The following is an 18,510-nucleotide window of genomic DNA, read 5'->3' on the forward strand; positions in this document are numbered from 1 at the left end:
GCGCGACGGGCAGGGGCGAAATCGCGCGTCTACAGCTGTCTACACACGGCTTAACGCGCAGGGTAGACAACTGTACACATCGCGTCAAGATCGTTTAGAGTGCAGCTATTAAACGCGCATACCGCGCGACGATTGAACGCACGATGACGACCGTCCCCGACGCAGCGTCCGTCGCCGGCCCGGAGTTGCCGCCCGGCAAGCGCAAGCTGATCGAGGCCGCGCTGCGGTTGACCGCCGGCGGCCGCAGTTTCGCGAGCCTCGGCTTGCGCGAGCTCGCACGCGAGGCGGGGCTCAATCCGAACACGTTCTACCGCCATTTCAGCGCGCTCGACGAGCTTGCGCACGAAGCCGTCGCCTCGGTGAGCCGACGGCTTCGGCCGATGCTGCGGCGCGAGCGCTGGCTCGCCGCGCACGACGAACCGCACAGCGTGCCGCGGCGCGCGTGCGTCGCGTTTTTTGCGTTCGCGCTCGCGAACCGCGAGGCGTTCCTGAGCGCGCTGGCCGAATACCACGGCACGTCGCCGGCTTTGCGCGAAGCGGTGCGCGCGAACCTGCACGAGGTGTCGGCGGAGATGGCGGACGACGTCGTGCAGCTCGAATTGATGCCGCGACTCGCGCGCGAGACCGTCGACGAGGTCTGCACGCAGATCGTGCTGCAACTGTTTCATCTATCCGCTGAATACATCGATGCGAACGCCGCGCGCCGCGACGCATTGATCGATTACGCGGAACGTTTCATCGTGCGGCTGTTTGCGGGGGCGGTCGTGCTCGCGCAGCACGAGGGTAGCCAGGCGGAGTCGGCGCGGGCCTGACCTGAACGAAGGCGGCACACAAAACCGGCAGGCAAAAAACAGGCTCCGCGAAGGAGCCTGTCTTTTCATTCGACGCGGATCGATCGGGTTCGATCAGGTATCGGTCCAACCGCCGGAATCGTCGTTGCTGCCCATGTCGATGCCGCCGCTGCCGTCATCGTTCCAGTCGTTCGAACCCTGACCGAAGTCGACGCCGCCGCCGTTTCCGCCGTCGTTGCCGCGCTGGCGCAGTTCGTCGGGGTCGACGACCACGTCGCGCTCGACTACGCGGTCACGCCCGTGACTGAGCGCCTCGCCAAGCAGCACGCCCGTCAGCAGACCGCCCATGCCGCCACCCATGCCACCGCCTTGCTGCACGATGACCTGCGGCTGCTGCTGATAGGGACCCTGTTGCGGATAAGGCGGTTGCGGGTTGCCGAAGCGCTCGGCTTCCTGCGCGTACGTCGATTGCTGAGCGCTGCCCACGGACGCGGCGGTCGGATCGGGCCGGCCGTCGGCGCGAGCGCGCAGGCTCGCGATGCGCTGCTCGAACTCGTCGAGTGCATAGGGCGGCAGCGGATTCTTGCCGTTCGACAGCGTTTCGACGGCGCCGCGCAACTGTTCTTCGGTCGCTTCGACGTCTTTCTCGAGCAACTCGTGACCCGGCGCGGCGGACAGCTTCACGTCGAGCTTGATCGACCGCACCGTGTTGAGCATGTCGGTGGCGCGCTTCAATTGCGCGCGGCGGTCCTCGTCGGCGCGCGTGTCCTCCTGGCTGCGCGCGCGGCGCAAGGTCCAGCGCAGCACGAGCGCGATCACCGCGATCAGAACAATGATACCGATCCACATACCCACCCCCGGACCATGCCGTTGTTGCGCTTGCGACATCATCGCCGACTGTTGCTGCACAGCAGGCGCATTCTGCTGCGCGAACGGATTCGCGGCGTGACGGGTGACGTTGCCGCCCGCGCGTTCCGCGTCGCGGCGCAGGCGCGCTTCGGTTTGCGCGAAGCGGCTCGGGTCGGTGAAGCGGACCTGCGGATCGAGCGTCTTTGCCTGTTGGAGCTGCGCGAGCGCGTCGGCGGAACGGCCTTCGCGATCGAGCACCTGGGCGTACAGATAGTGCGCGTGTGCGTTGTTCGGATGCGCTTGCAACACTTCGGTGAGGCCGGCGTCGGCCTGCTGCCAGTTGCCCTGCGACATCGCCGATTCGATTTGCTGGGCGGTCGGCACCGCGAACGCCGCGGCCGACACGAGCAGCAGCGAAGCGAAGGCGGTTGCGAAAAGTTTTTTCATTTGCGGACCGGGCGGGGCGCGCCCGTCTCCATCAGTCGATTGCGGTGGCTGCCTGTGGCGGCCGGTATGCCGGTGCGTTCAGAAGCGAGCGCGCCGGCATGTACTGCTACTGCTGTCATTGCTGCGTGTACTTGCTGCGAGGAAGTACACGCATCCAGCATTTACTGCGCCGGCGTATTGAGCTGCTTCTTCAGCGCTTCGAGCCGATCGTCGACGGACGGGCCGCGGTTCAGATCCGCGAGCTTGTCGTCGAGCGCCTTGCCGCTTTTTTCGTCGGCGGAGTTCAGACGTGCGTCGGAACGCGCGTTCGACAGCGCGACTTTATCTTCGAGCTTCTGGAAATCCTCGGACAGGTTCTTGCCGCCGATGCCGCCGAGTGCGGTGGCCGCGGTATCTTTCGCCTGCGCGATCTGCTGCTTGGCTTGCAGGATGTTCGAGCGCGCGTTCAGGTCGTTGCGGCGCGTGCGCATGTCCTCGATCTGGCTCTTCAGTTGCGCGACCGACGGCTCCAACGAAGTCAGTTCTTTGGTCAGCGCATCGCGTTCGGCTTCGGCCGTGGCCTGCGCGCCGAGCGCTTCACGCGCGAGCCCTTCGTCGCCGGACTGCAGCGCACGGCGAGCACCGTCTTCATACTTCTTCGCCTTGTCCGCGGCAACATCGCGCTTGCTTTGCTGGGTGGCGACCTGCGCCTGAATCTCGATCAGCGAGTTTTCGGCCTTGCCGATGCTGTCGTCGAGTTCGCGCACGATCTGGCGCGAGTCGCGCGACGGATCCTGCACCGAGTCGGCCGCATCGTTCAAAAGACCTTTGAGCGTGCGCGAAATGCTGTCAAAAAGCGACATGAAAAACCTCCAGAGAATGTGAGCGGCGCCGACGATGCGTGCGCGCCTGACTGCCTTGAACTACTGCTACTTTACGCCGCCGTGCGCCATGCTGCGCAACGTTCGGACCGGAGTTCGGGGCGCACTTGCCAATTGCAATAGCGCGGTCCGTTTTGGTTGAGGCGCAATGCCGGTTGAGGATTGCCTCGATGATGGAAAGCCGCGATGGGCATGGACTTGACGGCGGATCATGGACTTGACGGCGGATATTACACCACCGGCTGTCTTAAAGACGGCTTAATCGATGCGGCTTCCCGAAGGCTCGAACGATGCGCGAAAAGTCGCTGTTTGCGGGTGTGGGCGGGCGTTACCGAGCGGCGTTTCACGCAGGTGTCACTGATGTAACGATATGCAACGGGGACTCGTTGCGTACGCTCGCCTGCTCGCTCGGATGCAGTGATTGCGGCTCGGTGCGCAGTAATTTTCCGTCACGCTTTGCGTCACGCGAAACGGCCGCCTTCGGCGCTCGGGTCGCTGTGCGGTTCGTCGTCGTCGGAGTCCTGGTCGTTGGGACGGCGCTTGAGTGAGTTGCGCAGACGCGCCGACGTGCCGGGCAGCCGTTTCGACGCGGCGTTGTCGATTGCGTCCGCTTCGGCGTTTTCCGCGTTTTCGGCGGCTCGTGCTGCCGTCAGACGCGCGACGGCTTCGGCGGTGGCCGCGGCCTGTTCGTCCTGCTCGGCGGCGAGCGCGGCGGCGACGCCCGCGGGAAGCAGCGGGGCGGGGGCATCCACAGGGTCGGTCACGGGAGCGGGGCGAACGGCTTGCTGCATCGAGGGCGAAGCCACGGCATCGGCCGCGCCGGCAGCCGCCGGAGCCGCCGCGTCTTTCTCATCCGCTTGCAGCGCTACCGGCAGCGCGGCGCGCGCATAGCGCGTACCGCGCGCGACGCGCTGCAGCGCCGCGTTCAGCGGATCGGGCGCGCGCGGCGCGCGCAGCCGGTCGACGATGCTCGCGGCCTTGACCTGTTCGCTGGTCGCGCCGAAACTCAGCACCGCGCGCCGCATCAGTTCACTCACGCTGATGCCCAGATCCTCGGCAGTCGCGGTGATCGCACGTTTCTGCGCGGTCGTGACGAATACGACGATGCGCTCACTGGGCTTGGACATGATCGACTCGCAGTCTTGTTAGCATGGGCGGATCGGCGCGTGCCTTCGGATACGGTGTCGGAACCCGTCATCGGAACTGCCGTTGGATCCCGCCGTTGGGGTCCCCGTCGCGCGCATCGAGGGACGCGCGCGGGGTTCATCATATGACGAGTTGCGCCGCCACGGAACAAGCGCGGTGCGAAAATCCCGTGACATCAACGAGTTGTAGTGTTTGCGGCCGGTTTGTCCACAGCCCTTTCAACAGAAAATGTTGATAACCCCGCATAAGCTGCGCGTCGCGCGCTGCGCGAAATTACAGACCCTTACTAGGAAAAGGCGGCCGGCAAAGGGAATTCTTACAAAAAAACTGCCTTGGACCGCTGCCGATTTCTTTAAAATGCGCTGTTACGTTGCGCCGGACATGGTCCGAGGCGTGCCGTGCGGCCGGCCGGGGGCAAGGTCCGCAGGGCGGCGTACGTCCCGGCCAGGATGTCGAACACGACCCATGCGCGCGCCGCGAGCGCGTGCAGACAGGCGCGCAGTTGCGGGCCCATTATTCCAGTCATGCCAATCATCAAACGACCGCATTCCTCGAACTCTCCGGCCGGTGAAGACCGGGACTCCCGCCAACGCACCCCTGGACGCAATGCCGCCTCGCGCGAGCCCGAGCGCGGCCGTCGATCGATCGGCGCGTCGCTCGTGCTGTGGTTCTTCGGCCTGGTCGCGACCGTCGTCGTGGTCGGGGCGCTGATCGTCGGCTATGCGCTCGTCGTGATGGGGCCGCAATTGCCGTCGCTCGACGCGCTGACCGACTATCGCCCGAAAGTGCCGCTGCGCGTCTACACCGCCGATCACGTGCTGATCGGCGAATTCGGCGAGGAGCGGCGCAGCCTCGTGCGCTTCCAGGACATCCCCGACCAGATGAAAAAAGCGGTGCTCGCGATCGAGGACTACCGCTTTTACGAACACGGCGGCGTCGACTTCGTCGGCATCCTGCGCGCCGGTTTCGCCGACCTTGCGCATGGCGGCGCGTCGCAGGGCGCGAGCACGATCACGATGCAGGTCGCGCGCAACTTCTTCCTCTCCAGCGAGAAGACGTACACGCGCAAGATCTACGAGATGCTGCTCGCGTACAAGATCGAGCGCGCGCTGACGAAAGACCAGATCCTCGAGCTGTACATGAACCAGATCTATCTGGGCGAGCGCGCGTACGGCTTCGCCGCGGCCGCGCGCGTGTACTTCGGCAAGGACCTGAAGGACCTCACGCTGGCGCAGGCCGCGATGCTCGCGGGCCTGCCGAAGGCGCCGTCCGCGTATAACCCGGTCGTCAATCCGAAGCGCGCGAAGATCCGTCAGGAGTACATCCTGCGACGCATGCTCGAGCTGAACTACATCACGCAGCAGCAGTACGACCAGGCCGTGAAGGAAGAGATTCACACGAAGAATCCGGGCAACGAGTACAGCGTGCACGCCGAGTACGTCGCCGAAATGGTGCGGCAGATGATGTACGCGCAGTACAAGGACGAAACCTATACGCGCGGCCTGAACGTGACCACCACGATCGATTCCGCCGATCAGGACGCCGCGTATCGCGCGGTGCGCAAGGGCGTGATGGACTACGAGCGGCGCCACGGCTATCGCGGACCGGAAGGCTTCGTGCAGTTGCCCGAGGCGGGCGACGACCGCGACCAGACGATCGACGACGCGCTGACCGATCACCCGGACAACGGCGAGATCATCGCCGGCGTGGTGACGGACGCGAGCCCGAAGCAGGTGGCCGCGCAACTGGTCGACGGTACGCAGGTGACGGTGTCGGGCGACGGCCTGCGCTTCGTCGCCGCGGCGCTGAGCCCGCGCGCGAACGCGACGCTGCGCATCAAGCCGGGTTCGATCGTGCGCCTCGTCGCCGACGACAAGGGCAACTGGCAGATCACGCAGCTACCGCAGGTCGAGGGCGCGCTCGTGTCGCTGACGCCGCAGGACGGCGCGATCCGCGCGCTGATCGGCGGTTTCGACTTCAACAAGAACAAGTTCAACCATGTAACGCAAGCGTGGCGGCAGCCGGGTTCGAGCTTCAAGCCGTTCATCTATTCGGCGGCGCTCGACAAGGGGCTCGCACCGGCGACGATCATCAACGACGCGCCGCTGTACTTCCCGCCGAGCACGCCGGGCGGCGACGCGTGGGAGCCGAAGGACGACGACCAGCCTGATGGTCCGATGTCGATGCGCCTCGCGCTGCAGAAGTCGAAGAACCTCGTGTCGATCCGCATCCTGTCGTTCATCGGCACCAGGTACGCGCAGGACTTCGTCACGCAGCGCTTTGGCTTCGACGCCGACAAGACCCCGCCGTACCTGCCGATGGCGCTGGGCGCGGGCCTCGTCACGCCGCTGCAGTCGGCGGGCGCGTACTCGGTGTTCGCGAACGGCGGCTACCGGATCAATCCGTATCTGATCAACGAAGTGACTGACGCGCGTGGCGTGGCGATCTCGCGCGCGCAGCCGCTCGTCGCTGGGCACGACGCGCCGCGCACGCTCGAGCCGCGTAACGCATACATCATGAACAGCCTGTTGCACTCGGTCGCGACCGCGGGTACGGGCGCGGGCACCAACGTGTTGAAGCGCTCGGACCTGCAGGGCAAGACCGGTACGACCAACGACGCGAAGGACGGCTGGTTCGCCGGCTATCAGCAGTCGCTGGTGGCGGTCGCGTGGATGGGCTACGACCAGCCGAAGAGTCTCGGCAGCCGCGAATTCGGCGCGCAGCTCGCGCTGCCGATCTGGGTCGAGTACATGCAGCGCGCGCTGCGCGGTGTGCCCCAGGCCGAGCCGCAGCAACCCGACGGTGTGACGGTGATGAACGGCGAGCTGTTCTTTACCGACAAGTTGCCGGGGCAAGGCTTCGTCGCGAGCATCGGTCTCGATTCGGGCAATCCGATGGCCGGCGCGACCGATGCGGTGGGCGGGGTCGGCCCGGCGGGCATGACGCCGCCGGTGGTGCCGCCGCCGAGCGTGTCGACGACCGAGAAGAAGCAGATTATGGATCTGTTCGAGTCGAACAAGCCTTGATGTCTCGGATGGCGGGTGCGCGGTGGGCCACGGATTCTTAAGCGATACGGGCACTGGCCCACTCTCGCCGCATACCGTCATGTCAGCGGCGAAACACCTCGACGCGAGGCACATCGTCGGAAAAAGCGGACTGAAGTGCCCACTCCTCGTAGCGTTTCGCGCCGGCAAGATGCTCCGATAGCTTCATGGTCAGATCATGCCAGGCTGAATCGCCTTCCGGCACGGTCATGGTACGGCCATCGTCTAGCCGGACGAGCAATACGATCGAATTTCCAATCGATTGTTCTGACCGCGTAGCGACGATTTCGCAAATATCTTCCCAGGCAATGTGTTGCTCGCCTTGCTGATTTGTCACGACGAGACCCTTATCACTCAGGGATAGAGCGAAGGAGAATCTTCGTCGTCATTCGATCAGAGACCGATCATTTGCCTTTCGAAGCGCAACGGTCGCAGTGGCTATCTGAGGCGCTTGCTCGTCTTGAGCCCGAGTTCAAAAGCTCGCAAGAGTGGGCAAGCTCTTTCGCGCCTCAAGCATGCATCGATCTGATAGCACGATTCAGTGATCGATAAACACCGTTGAGGCGCTGCAGAGCACGTGTACTGTGGCTGGCTTCTGATTCGTTTCGCCACCGTACAAACAAATCGTATTAGGTTCAATGCGTTAGCCCGTTGTTCAGACAGTTTTCAACAGGTTCATCAACACGAACTGGGGATAAGTGCGCCGCGTTCCGTACGGAATCCGAGACTTAGTTGGATGTCACCGTGTTCGTCGTCCCAACCGATGCAGGCGCAGAAGCCGAAGTCGCCGCAGCCGATGATGCGCCTGCCTGATCAACCAGCGGATTCCCCATCGCCTGAAACAGCGCGGCCGTATCCGTCAGCCGCGCGCTCATATAGCGGATCTCATCGAGCTGCGCGTTGCGCCATTGCTGCTCGCTCGAACGCGTCGCGGCGACGGGCAACGCGCCGAGCCGATAGCGCGCCGAGGTCTCGTTGAACACACCCTGTGCCGAACGCGCGGCAACGTTCGCGGCGTCGAGCGACTGCGCGTCGTGCTCGAGTGAGGCGAGCGTGTCGGCGACGTTCTGAAACGCGGCCAGCACAGTCTGTTTGTACTGCGACACGCTCGCTTCATACGTGTGCTGCGCCGCGCGGCGCTGCGCGAGCAGCGCGCCGCCGTGAAACAGCGGTTGCGACAGCGACGCGCCGATGCTCCAGATGGCCCCCGCACCGGACATCGCGACCGGCCAGCTAAACCCGCCTTGTCCCATCGATGCCGACAGCGACAGACTCGGGAACATCTGCGCGGTGGCGACGCCCACATCGGTCGCAGCGGCCTTCAGCGCGGCGTCGGCGGCCTCGATGTCAGGCCGCGTGCGCAGCAGCTCCGACGGCACCACCACCGGCACCTGCTCCGGCACATGCAACTGCGCGAGATCGATGTCGTCGGGCGCGGCATCGGGTGTGCGGCCAAGCAGCACCGCGAGCGCGTGACGCGTAGTGAGCCACTGTTGCTTCAGCGCCGGCAGACTCGCCGACACGCTCGCCGCGCTCTGCTGCGCGTTCAGCAGATCGGCATGCGATACCGCACCGAGCGCGAAGCGCCGCTCGGTATCGCGCGCCTGATCGTTGGCGAGGACCACGAGCCGCTCGGTCGTATCGACCTGAGCATGCAGCGCGGCGCTCGTGATCGTCGCGGTCACGATGTTCGCGGCGAGCGCGCGCCGCGCCGCCTCGAGCTGGTAGACCTGCACGTTCACGCGCGCGGCGAGCGCCGCGTTCGCGAGCCGCGCGGCGCCGAACAGATCGAACGTGTAGTGCGCCTGCAACTGGCCGACGAACACGTTGTACAGAAACGTGTTCGGTCCGATCTCGGGGATCGCGAGCGCGCGATTGCGGGTGGCCTGGCCGCCGGCGTCGATGGTCGGCAGCAGCGAGCTGCCGACCTGCGCGCGCAATTGCTCGCGCGCGGCCGCGAGACTGCGGTCGGTCGCGTCGAGCGTCGGACTATTGCGCAGGCCTTCGTCGACGAGCGCGTTCAGCGCATCCGAGCGGTACAGCTTCCACCATTCGGGCACCGGCTGCGCGCCGGTCACGAACTGCTGCGAGACGCCCTGCGCAGTCACGGTTTGCGTCGGTAGCGGCTCGGCACCGTAGTGCGCGGGCTGCGGCATCGCGGGCGCATCGCCGTTCGGTCCGAACGAGCAGGCGCCGAGCATGCAGGTGATGCTGGCGATGCTGGTGGCAAGCGTGGTACGGGCCAGCGCGTCGAAGCGCGCGCGGCGGTGGCGGGAGAGGGTGGGAATAGTCATGCTCGTGCTCATGCTCAGTTACCCGTGTGCGTGGCGCCGGCACCGGACGGCGTCTGCGGTTCGCGCTCGTCGGCGCGTACGCGGAACGACGCGGCGTACAACGCGGGCAGATAGAACAGCGTGAGGATCGTCGCGCTCGTGATGCCGCCCATCAGCGCGGTGGCCATCGGCCCGAAGAAGTTCGAGCGCAGCAGCGGGATCAGCGCGAGCACGGCGGCCGCGGCGGTCAGCGTGATCGGCCGGAACCGCCGCACGGTCGCGCCGACGATCGCATCGAAACGCTTGTGTCCCGACGCAATGTCCTGCTCGATCTGATCGACCAGAATCACCGAGTTGCGCATGATGATGCCGAACATCGCGATCACGCCGAGCATCGCGACGAAGCCGAACGGCTGGCCGAACAGCAGCAAGGTGAGCACGACGCCGATCAGGCCGAGCGGCGCGGTCAGCACGACCATCAGCACGCGCGCGACGCTTTGCAGCTGGATCATCAGCAGCGTGAGCACCGCGATCACCATGATCGGAATCTGCGCGTTGATCGAGGTTTGACCCTTGGCGCTTTCCTCGACGGAGCCGCCGATCTCGATCCGGTAGCCGACCGGCAGCGTCGCGCGGATCGGCGCGAGGGCGCGGTCCACCGCGTGCGTGACGTCGATGCCTTGCGCGCCGGCCGCCACGTCCGACTGCACGGTGATGGTCGGCTGACGGTCGCGTTCCCAGATCACACCGTATTCGAGGTCGTCGCGCAGATGTCCGAGCGTGCCGAGCGGCACCGGGCCGTTGGGCGTCGGCATCGCGAGCGCGGTCAGCCGCGACGGGTCGACGCGTTCGGCGCGCGGCGCGCGCAGATCGACGCTGATCAGCTTGTCGCGCTCCCGATACTGCGTGACCGTGTAGCCGGACATCGTCATCGCGAGGAAGCTGGCGATGTCTTCGGACGTCACGCCGAGCTCGCGCGCGCGTTTCTGGTCGATCTCGAAGCGCACCGAGCGCTCGGCGGGTTCGTCCCAGTCGAACTGCACGTTGCGCGTGCCGCGATTGGCGCGCATCGTCGCGGCGACGCGTTCGGCGATCGAGCGCACGGTCGCGATGTCGTCGCCGCTCACGCGGAACTGCACCGGATAGCCGACCGGCGGCCCGTTCTCGAGGCGCGACAGGCGCGTGCGGATCGCCGGGAAGTTGTTGAGCAACTCCGGTTCGAGCCACTGCGCGAGCTTCTCGCGATCCTTGACCGACTTCGCGGTGATCACGAACTGTGCGAAGTTCGGCTGCTGCAATTGCTGATCGAGCGGCAGATAGAAGCGCGGCGCGCCGGTGCCGACGAAGCTGACTGAGTGATCGATTTCAGGCCGGCCTTTGAGAACCTGCTCGAGGCGCTGCGCCTGGCGCAGCGTTGCATCGAACGACGCGCCTTCGGGCAGCCGCACATCGACCAGCAACTCCGGCCGGTCCGAGCTCGGGAAGAACTGCTGCGGCACGAGCGAGAAGCCGCCCATCGCGAGCACGAACAGCAGCACGGTGATCGCGAGAACGACGAAGCGCCGCTCGATGCACCAGCCGATCCAGCCGCGCAAGCGCGTGTAGAAGCGCGTGTCGTAGATGTCATGTTCGTGATCGTCAGGCTCGTGCGTATGGCGCTTGCGCTCGGGCAGCATGTGATAGCCGAGCAGCGGAATCAGCACGACCGCCGCGAGCCACGACGCGATCAGCGCGATGGCCGACACCTCGAAGATCGAGCGCGTGTACTCGCCGGTGCTCGACTTCGCGAGCGCGATCGGCAGGAAGCCGGACACGGTGACGAGCGTGCCGGTCAGCATGGGAAACGCGGTGCTGGAGTACGCGAAGGCCGCGGCGCGCGTGCGGTTCCAGCCTTGCTCGAGCTTCACCGACATCATTTCGACCGCGATGATCGCATCGTCGACGAGCAGGCCGAGCGCGAGCACGAGTGTGCCGAGCGATACCTTGTGCAGGCCGATATCGAACAGGTACATGCACAACGCGGTGACCGCGAGCACCACCGGAATCGAGATCACGACCACCATGCCGGTGCGCACGCCGAGCGACACGAGGCTCACGACCAGCACGATCCCGACCGCTTCGGCGACCGCTTCGAGGAAGTCGTCGACCGAGCGCGCGACCGCGTGCGGCATGCTCGATACTTCGACGAGATTCAATCCGGCGGGCAGCGCGGCGCGCAGTTGGGTCATCTGCTGATCGAGCGCGCGGCCGAGGCGGATCACGTCGCCGCCCGGCTGCATCGTCACGCCGATACCGAGCACGGGTTTGCCGCCGAAGCGCATCTGCGTGACGACCGGGTCGTCGTAGCCGCGCTTGATCGTCGCGATGTCGCCGAGACGCAACGTGCGGTTGTTGATGCGGATCAGCGTGTCGGCGAGCGCGCCCACGTCGTTGAACTGGCCGCTCGGGCGCACGAACACGCGGTCGTCCGTGGTGGTCAGCGTACCCGCGGGAGCGATCGTGTTCTGCGCGTTGATCGCCTGCCCAAGCTGTTGTGGCGAGATGCCGAGACGCGTCAACTGCGTGTTCGCGATCTCGATGTAGATGTGCTGATCGGGATCGCCGAAATAGTCGACCTTGCCGACGCCCGGCACGCGCACTAGCACCGAGCGTAGCTGGTCCGCGTAATCGTGCAGTTGCGCGGCGGAAAAGCCGTCGCCTTCAAGCGTGTAGATGTTGGTGTAGACGTCGCCGAATTCGTCGTTGAAGAACGGGCCCTGGATGCCCGGCGGCAAGCTCGACGCGATATCGCCGACTTTCTTGCGCACCTGGTACCACGTCTCGGGCACCTGGCTCACCGGCGCCGAGTCCTTCATCGTGAAGAAGATCAGCGATTCGCCGGGACGCGAGTAGCTGCGCACGAAATCGATGTACGGCGTTTCCTGCAGCTTGCGGCCGATGCGATCGGTCAGCTGCTCCTGCACCTGGCGCGCGGTGGCGCCCGGCCAGAACGTGCGGATCACCATCACGCGGAACGTGAAGGGCGGGTCTTCCGACTGCGCGAGCCGCGTGTAGGCGAGAATGCCGAACGCGGTGGCGAGCGCGATCAGGAATACGACCAGCGCCTGATGACGCAGCGCCCACGCGGACAGATTGAAGCGTCCTTCTTCGTGCGACGTGCTCATGAAGCGAAGTCCTCGGGATGCAGCGGCGCGATCGCGCGGACTTTCTGGCCGGCGCTCACGGTGTGCACGCCCTGCAGCACGACGCTTTCGCCATCTTTCAGGCCATCGCTGACGACGAACGTGCGCTCGTAGTAGCGCGTGACGGTCACGCGACGCAGCTCGAGCGTGTTGTCCGCGGCGCGCACGACCCACACGGCCGGTTCGCGCCCCTCGTGAAACAGCGCGGTGACCGGCAGGGTGAACACGCCGTGCTGCGCGGCCGCCGCGGCGAGCGGCACGGCCGGCGTGACGTCGGCGGTCATGCCGAGGCGCACGTCGGCGCCGGCATCGAGCAGGGTCAGACGCGCGCGCCAGGTGCGGCTCTGCGGATCGGCGGCCGGCGACAGCTCGCGCACGCGTGCGCCGAGCTTGCGGCCCGGCAGCGCGGCGAGCGTGACGCTCGCGTTCTGGCCGACCGCGAATGCGGCGAGCGCGCTTTCGGGCACGTCGCACAGCACGTCGACGTCGCCGCTCCACGCGAGGTTGTAGACGGCCTGACCCGCCGACACGTTCTGGCCCGTGTCCGCCTGTTCAGCCGTGATGACGCCCGCATGACCGGCGACGAGTGTCGTGTACTGCAGCTGGTTCTTCGCGAGTGCCGCCTGCTGCTGCGCCTGATCGCGCTGCGCGAGCGCGGACGCGTAGGCGTTGGTGGTCTGTTCGAGCTGCGCGGGCGCGATCAGGTTTTCTTTGGCCTGCGCCCTGTCGCGTTCGAGCTGCTGCTGCGCATAGACGAGGTTGTGCTGCGCGGCGTCGAGCTGCGCCTGCGTGCTCGCGGCGTTTTTCTGCGCATCGGCCGGGTCGAGCAGCGCGACGACTTCGCCGCTTTTCACCGTGTCGCCGAGCCGTACCCGCCGCTCGATGATCTTGCCGGCGACGCGGAACGACAGCGGCGTCGAATAGCGCGCCTGCACTTCGCCGGGCAGCGACGCCGCCTGCAGCGCGTGGCCGTCCGCATGCACGGCGAGCGCGACCACCGGGCGCGGCGCGGGCGCCGCGGCTTCCTTCTTCGAGCAGGCCGCGAGCGCGAGCACGCCTGCCAGGGCCAGCGCGCAGGTCTGCCTGGAGAAACCGCGGTGAGAGGATGGGGGAGACTGCTGGCGCATCGCTGACGATGCGGGAAAACCGGGACGCTTCACAATTACCCCAACTGGAGACAGCGAACGAACACGGCAAGCCGCGCGGCCCGCCAGCGAAGACCCGCATGCCGCGTCATGCTAATGGCATACAGGAATGGCTTTGAATGACGAAGCGCATTCTAATACACTCATGTATCTGAATGCATAGATGGATTTGAATTCTTTTGAGTGCTAGGCTTGCGGCCATGAAACGTCAAAGACTGACAAGAGAGCAGAGCAAGGACCAGACGCGGGAGCGGCTGCTCGATGCCGCGCAGGCAATTTTCATGAAGAAGGGCTTCGTCGCGGCGAGTGTCGAGGACATCGCGGCGGCGGCCGGCTATACGCGCGGCGCGTTCTATTCGAACTTCCGCAGCAAGACCGAGCTGTTTCTGGAGTTATTGCGGCGCGATCACGAAGCGATGCAGGCGGGCCTGCATGCGATCTTCGAAAGCGCGGCGTCGCGCGAGGAGATGGAGGCGCGCGTGCTGCGCTACTACAGCTCGCTGCATCGCGAGAACAAGTGTTTTCTGTTGTGGGTCGAGGCGAAGCTACTGGCGGTGCGCGACGGCCGTTTCCGGCTGCGCTTCAACGCGTTCATGCACGAAAAGATCGAACAGTTGAGCGCCTATGTGCGCGAGTTCTCGGAGCGCGTGGGCACGCCGATGTCGATGCCGCCCGAGCAACTCGCGATCGGCCTGATGGGTTTGTGCGACGGCGTGCAGTTCTTCTACACGGTCGATCCGCAGAATGTCCCGGCGGAGATGGCCGAAACGGTGCTGGCGGGGTTTTTCTCGCGCGTGGTGTTCGGGCGCGATGCGTAACGGTAGGCGTTGAGCCAGGAGGCGCGGATGCGCGACCCGGAGGGATCGCGCATCAGATACGGTTCAAGGCGGAAAAATCATTCGACCGGCAGTCGCGCGCAGGCCTCGGCGGCGGGCGCCGCGCACGCGAACGCGTACTGGCCGCTGGCGTCGAGGAATTTTTCCCCGGCGTGCAGGGCAACCTTGATATCGGGGCAGCGCTCGTAACCGATATAGGCCGAGCCCGCGGCGGCCGACCAGCAAACCAGCGAAAACGCGATCTTTTCCAGCAGACGAAAACGATGTGGCATGGCGGTGTAGCGGTAACTTTCTTTGGCCGCCATGTTACCAGCAAACTAGGGTTTATACCTAGCTAAAATCCACGATAGACGCCGTAATAGTGGCGCGATTGACACGCCGCGCCGAATCTGACCGGAATGTCATGTCTGGGTCAGGGTTGGGACATGTCCTATCGCTAGAATCGGTTGCGTTGGGCGGACCCGTGCGCGCCCATGCGGCGCGGGTCGACACAGGCGGCAACGGTTGCGCCGGCCCGGCTTTACCGAGGCAGGAGTGGTCCCATGAATCAACTGCAGTCGATGCGCGTGTTCGTCAAGGTGGCGGACCTCGGCAGTTTCGTCGGCGCGTCGGGCGCGCTGGATCTGTCCACCGCGGTCGTCACGCGGCACATCGCGGATCTCGAAGCGCGGCTCGGCACGCGACTGCTGAACCGCACCACCCGCCGTCTTTCGCTGACCGAATCCGGCGCGACCTATCTGGAGCGCGTACGCCACATCCTCGCCGATCTCGAAAGCGTCGAGCAGATGGTGGTGGCGCGCAATCACGAGCCGGTCGGCACGCTGCGCATCGTCGCGCCGGTCGTGTTCGGATTGCACAGTCTCGCGCCGGTCGTGCAGTCGTACGCGGCGCGCTATCCCGACGTGGTGCCCGACGTCACGCTCGCCGACCGCCACGTCGATCTGGTCGAAGAGGGCTTCGACGTCGGCATCCTGGCTGCGCGGCACATGCGCAGCGCGAGCATCGTCACGCGGCGGTTGACGACCGGCTACATGACGGTTTGCGCGACGCCCGAGTATCTGGCGCAACACGGCACGCCGAAGCGCCCCGAGGATCTGCTCAGACATTCGTGCCTGAGCAGGCCGGCCGAGCAGGGCGGCGAGGAGCGGTTGTTCAATGGGCCGGACGGCGAAGTGCGGGTGCGGCCGACCAACGCGATCGCGGCGAACAACGCCGAGATGCTGCGGCAGTTCGCGCTGCTCGGCATGGGGGTGGCGATCCTGCCGAGCTACCTGATCGGCCGTGATCTGACGGCGGGGCGGCTCGTGCGTCTGCTCGACGCGTTCAGTCTGCCGCCCATCGAAATCACGATTGCGTATCCGAGCCGGCTGCATCTGCCGGCGAAGGTGCGGACGTTCATCGACCATCTGGTCGAGCATTTCCAGCCGGAGAGCGCGCAGGCGCGGGATTCCCGTAGCGTGGCGCCGGTGCGGGTGGGGGCCGGGGTGAGCGGGTCCGACGCTCCGACGGCGCGCGAGATCGCCGACGACGCGCTCGAAAACAGCCGTACGACGCGCCGTGTGGCGCGGGTGGCGCGCGCGCGGATCGCGGCGTCGTCGCAGTTCTGACGTGTGAGGTGAGGCGAGGTTGAATCCGGGCTCAGATCCCCAGGCCCGGGCCATAGTTGCCGCCGATCAGGCGCGTGACCGACTCGATGTCGACATAATCCTGCTCCGGCATACCATCGAGCATCGCCAACACCTCGTTGCTCGCGCCGGCTTCGCGCGCGGCGTCGACGAGTGCGTCCTTGTTGGTCGGGAACTCGACTTCGCTGAGAAGATCGGCGATCTGCAGATCGATCGATTCGCCGGGGATGTCCGAGGCCGTCATGCGCATGCTCCTAATGAGCTTAAGTTAGTCACGTCGTTATTGTTGCCACGACAAGCCAGCGCCTCGCCGCGATGAGTTTCTCGCAGTCTGTTGCAATCCCGCGCGCGCCACCCCAACGTTATGACAGCCGGCGCAAACCGGGCAGGCGCGCCGTCGTAGCCGCGCCGCCGCCCGCCGTTGCGGCGGTCCTCACGTGGTCAGATGCTCGTTCTGCCCGGTCAGGCTGCGGTCCAGATGTCGGGACTTCGGCAGCGCAATATGCTCCCAGTGCTGCGGACGGCTGGCGTCGGTGCTCGACACGTCTGGGGCCGGAGGCGCGACCGGCGCGGCGTTCGCGCGTTGCGCGAGCGTGATGGAATCCGTGCTGTCCGAGGCGGTATGAACCGGCGCGGCAAAGCACGAGGCTGACAGCGTCACCATGATTAACAGTGTCGAGGTTTTCATCGCCCGACCTCCTAAAGCTCATGCGGCGCTGACAATCGAGCAAACCCTGTGCCGTCCCGCGTCGAGAGGACGGTGCAAGCCGAGGACGGCATGGCGCTGCGCGGCCCAGGCTCCTTACCATCTTAGATGGCAAATACTGCAACGCGCGCACATTTGCGACAAAACCGGATTGTAGATTCGATCATCGCACGAACAGGCGCGCGGGTCCGCCATGCGCTAGCGCAGCACATCGAAGCGCGTCCACGGCCACGACGGCCGGTCGCGCATATAGCCGTTCAGCCAGTTCCACTGCGGATGCCGCTTCATGAACGCCTGTGCGTCGAACGGCCGGCCGCACGGATGCCCCCAGCGCGCGGTGAAGGCCATCTCGCGGGCCATTTCGCTGTCGATCACCTTGCCGTCGTTCGCGCCCCACGGATTGAACGGCCCGTGATCGGTGCCGCCGAAGCGCGCGTCGTCGAGCTCCAGATGCCCGCAGATCGTGCGCGAGCACGGGTTGTCGTTGCGATCGAGATAGACGTCGTGATGATCGGCGATCATCTGCTTCGCGAGCTCGACGTCGATGCTGCCGCGATGCAGTTCCTCGAGCTGCATGAAACGCAGACGCCGCGCGCCGTTCTTGCGCACGTCGGTATAGTCCTCGCCTTCGCCGATGCATTCCTGGTTGCGGATCTTCAGATCCGTCGCGGTGTTGTAGCCGCTGTAGAAACCGTCTTTGGTGGTCTCGAAGCCCGCATAGTGCAGCCCGAGTTCGTAACGCGCGATCTCGCCGGTCTTCGTGTCGCCGAGCAGCCAACTGTTCGCGTAGCCGCCGTTGTTCGCGAGCGAGAACATGTCGCACCATTCCTTGATGCTGTTCGCATATTGCGACGCGCGCCGCGAGCGATAGAACTCGGGCGCACCGGCCGCGTTGTAGCCCGCGAAGTTCGAGATCGTCGTTTCGGTGATCATCAGGCCGGCCGCCGTGACCCAGAAATCGGTCAGGCTCGAGATGCAGCCCGGCAGGCCCTGCATCAGGATGCGGTTGCCGCGGTCGGGCACGATGTCGAACACGACGTTGAACGCGTCGCCGGCCGCGTAGCGGTCCCACGAGTTGTGCGCCATCACGATACGGCCGTCGCGCGTCGCGTTGCCGGTCGCGATGAACGCGCTGCAGTGGTGACCGCGCCGGCCGCGCCACAGTTTCGCGCCCAGATGCGGCTGCGCCTGCGCGGCGTGCGTCGGCCACCAGCTTTGCAGCAGATCCATGTAGCCGTTCCACGCGAGCACTTCGGCGAACGGCAGCTTCGCGCCGTCGGCGATGCCATGGATTTCATCGGCGAATTCGGTGTCGAGCTTGCTCGCGAATTGGCTCGTCGCGGCATTGACGAAGGTGTCGAACTCCTCCCCGGTGTCCCATTTGGCGAGATACCGCGCGGTGCGGATCGCGTTTCTGATTTCGTCGGCGAGCAACTGGCCGTGCTGCTCGCCGCGATCGTACGGTTCGCCTTCGATATGCACGAAAATCCAGCCGGCCTGATCGCGGCGTACGGCCTCGGGGGACGGTTCGCTCATCTTCGCTCCGACGCTACGGCGGGCGCTGTCGCTGCGCCCAAGCTGGGCTCACGCGTGCCGGCCGCGTGAA

At 65.7% G+C, this 18,510-nt stretch carries 15 protein-coding genes; 4 read left to right on the plus strand and 11 right to left on the minus strand.

Annotated elements, in window-relative coordinates; genetic code table 11:
- Window positions 1-143 precede the first annotated feature (143 nt).
- Window positions 144-812 (plus strand): TetR family transcriptional regulator, encoded by a 669-nt coding sequence (locus OKW38_RS08050; RefSeq protein ID WP_429334739.1) that lies wholly within the window; start codon window positions 144-146, stop codon window positions 810-812.
- Window positions 813-905: 93 nt separating this feature from the next.
- Here OKW38_RS08050 and OKW38_RS08055 read toward each other — a convergent pair whose 3' ends face one another.
- The 3 genes from OKW38_RS08055 to OKW38_RS08065 form a co-directional block, all read right to left on the minus strand.
- Window positions 906-2,087, minus strand: coding sequence for a tetratricopeptide repeat protein (locus OKW38_RS08055; RefSeq protein WP_429334738.1), 1,182 nt, complete (start codon window positions 2,085-2,087; stop codon window positions 906-908).
- Window positions 2,088-2,248: 161 nt separating this feature from the next.
- Window positions 2,249-2,929: a PspA/IM30 family protein gene (locus tag OKW38_RS08060; protein WP_429334737.1), complete on the minus strand. Its 681-nt coding sequence runs from the start codon at window positions 2,927-2,929 to the stop codon at window positions 2,249-2,251.
- 479 nt (window positions 2,930-3,408) lie between these two features.
- Window positions 3,409-4,074, minus strand: a complete 666-nt coding sequence (locus tag OKW38_RS08065; protein WP_429360918.1) for a hypothetical protein — start codon at window positions 4,072-4,074, stop codon at window positions 3,409-3,411.
- 543 nt (window positions 4,075-4,617) lie between these two features.
- Between OKW38_RS08065 and OKW38_RS08070 the strand changes: the two genes are divergently transcribed.
- A complete protein-coding gene (locus tag OKW38_RS08070; RefSeq protein ID WP_429360920.1) occupies window positions 4,618-7,119 on the plus strand; it encodes a penicillin-binding protein 1A in 2,502 nt (833 codons plus the stop codon).
- Window positions 7,120-7,201: 82 nt separating this feature from the next.
- Here OKW38_RS08070 and OKW38_RS08075 read toward each other — a convergent pair whose 3' ends face one another.
- The 4 genes from OKW38_RS08075 to OKW38_RS08090 all read right to left on the minus strand — a co-directional run bounded on the left by OKW38_RS08075 (window position 7,202) and on the right by OKW38_RS08090 (window position 13,719).
- Window positions 7,202-7,474 carry a hypothetical protein gene (locus tag OKW38_RS08075; RefSeq protein ID WP_429360921.1) on the minus strand — a complete coding sequence of 91 codons (273 nt, stop codon included), beginning with the start codon at window positions 7,472-7,474 and terminating at the stop codon, window positions 7,202-7,204.
- Window positions 7,475-7,865: 391 nt separating this feature from the next.
- On the minus strand, window positions 7,866-9,431 hold the full coding sequence (locus OKW38_RS08080; RefSeq protein WP_429360923.1) for an efflux transporter outer membrane subunit: 1,566 nt from the start codon (window positions 9,429-9,431) through the stop codon (window positions 7,866-7,868).
- Between the two features lie 14 nt (window positions 9,432-9,445).
- Complete coding sequence (locus OKW38_RS08085) at window positions 9,446-12,574, minus strand: efflux RND transporter permease subunit (RefSeq protein ID WP_429360924.1); 3,129 nt, start codon at window positions 12,572-12,574, stop codon at window positions 9,446-9,448.
- Complete coding sequence (locus OKW38_RS08090) at window positions 12,571-13,719, minus strand: efflux RND transporter periplasmic adaptor subunit (RefSeq protein ID WP_184066035.1); 1,149 nt, start codon at window positions 13,717-13,719, stop codon at window positions 12,571-12,573. The genes OKW38_RS08085 and OKW38_RS08090 overlap by 4 nt, the downstream gene beginning before the upstream one ends.
- A 218-nt stretch (window positions 13,720-13,937) precedes the next feature.
- On the opposite strand from OKW38_RS08090, the gene OKW38_RS08095 reads away from it, so the two are divergent.
- The gene (locus OKW38_RS08095) at window positions 13,938-14,555 is read left to right on the plus strand and encodes a TetR/AcrR family transcriptional regulator (RefSeq protein ID WP_090805323.1); all 618 of its coding nucleotides are present in this window, start codon (window positions 13,938-13,940) and stop codon (window positions 14,553-14,555) included.
- Between the two features lie 77 nt (window positions 14,556-14,632).
- On the opposite strand, the gene OKW38_RS08100 is transcribed toward OKW38_RS08095, so the two are convergent.
- On the minus strand, window positions 14,633-14,845 hold the full coding sequence (locus OKW38_RS08100; RefSeq protein WP_090805832.1) for a hypothetical protein: 213 nt from the start codon (window positions 14,843-14,845) through the stop codon (window positions 14,633-14,635).
- A 270-nt stretch (window positions 14,846-15,115) separates the two neighbouring features.
- Here OKW38_RS08100 and OKW38_RS08105 point away from each other — a divergent pair, with 270 nt between their 5' ends.
- Window positions 15,116-16,180: a LysR family transcriptional regulator gene (locus OKW38_RS08105; RefSeq protein ID WP_429360925.1), complete on the plus strand. Its 1,065-nt coding sequence runs from the start codon at window positions 15,116-15,118 to the stop codon at window positions 16,178-16,180.
- A gap of 31 nt (window positions 16,181-16,211) precedes the next feature.
- On the opposite strand, the gene OKW38_RS08110 is transcribed toward OKW38_RS08105, so the two are convergent.
- The 3 genes from OKW38_RS08110 to OKW38_RS08120 all read right to left on the minus strand — a co-directional run bounded on the left by OKW38_RS08110 (window position 16,212) and on the right by OKW38_RS08120 (window position 18,440).
- Complete coding sequence (locus OKW38_RS08110) at window positions 16,212-16,442, minus strand: DUF2795 domain-containing protein (RefSeq protein WP_184003893.1); 231 nt, start codon at window positions 16,440-16,442, stop codon at window positions 16,212-16,214.
- Window positions 16,443-16,631: 189 nt separating this feature from the next.
- Window positions 16,632-16,886: a hypothetical protein gene (locus tag OKW38_RS08115; RefSeq protein ID WP_090805320.1), complete on the minus strand. Its 255-nt coding sequence runs from the start codon at window positions 16,884-16,886 to the stop codon at window positions 16,632-16,634.
- Window positions 16,887-17,102: 216 nt separating this feature from the next.
- Window positions 17,103-18,440, minus strand: coding sequence for a C45 family autoproteolytic acyltransferase/hydolase (locus OKW38_RS08120; protein ID WP_090805319.1), 1,338 nt, complete (start codon window positions 18,438-18,440; stop codon window positions 17,103-17,105).
- Between the last annotated feature and the right edge of the window lie 70 nt (window positions 18,441-18,510).

Origin of the sequence: Paraburkholderia sp. MM5496-R1, from assembly GCF_050436205.1 — a bacterium.
Classification (GTDB): Bacteria; Pseudomonadota; Gammaproteobacteria; order Burkholderiales; family Burkholderiaceae; genus Paraburkholderia; species Paraburkholderia tuberum.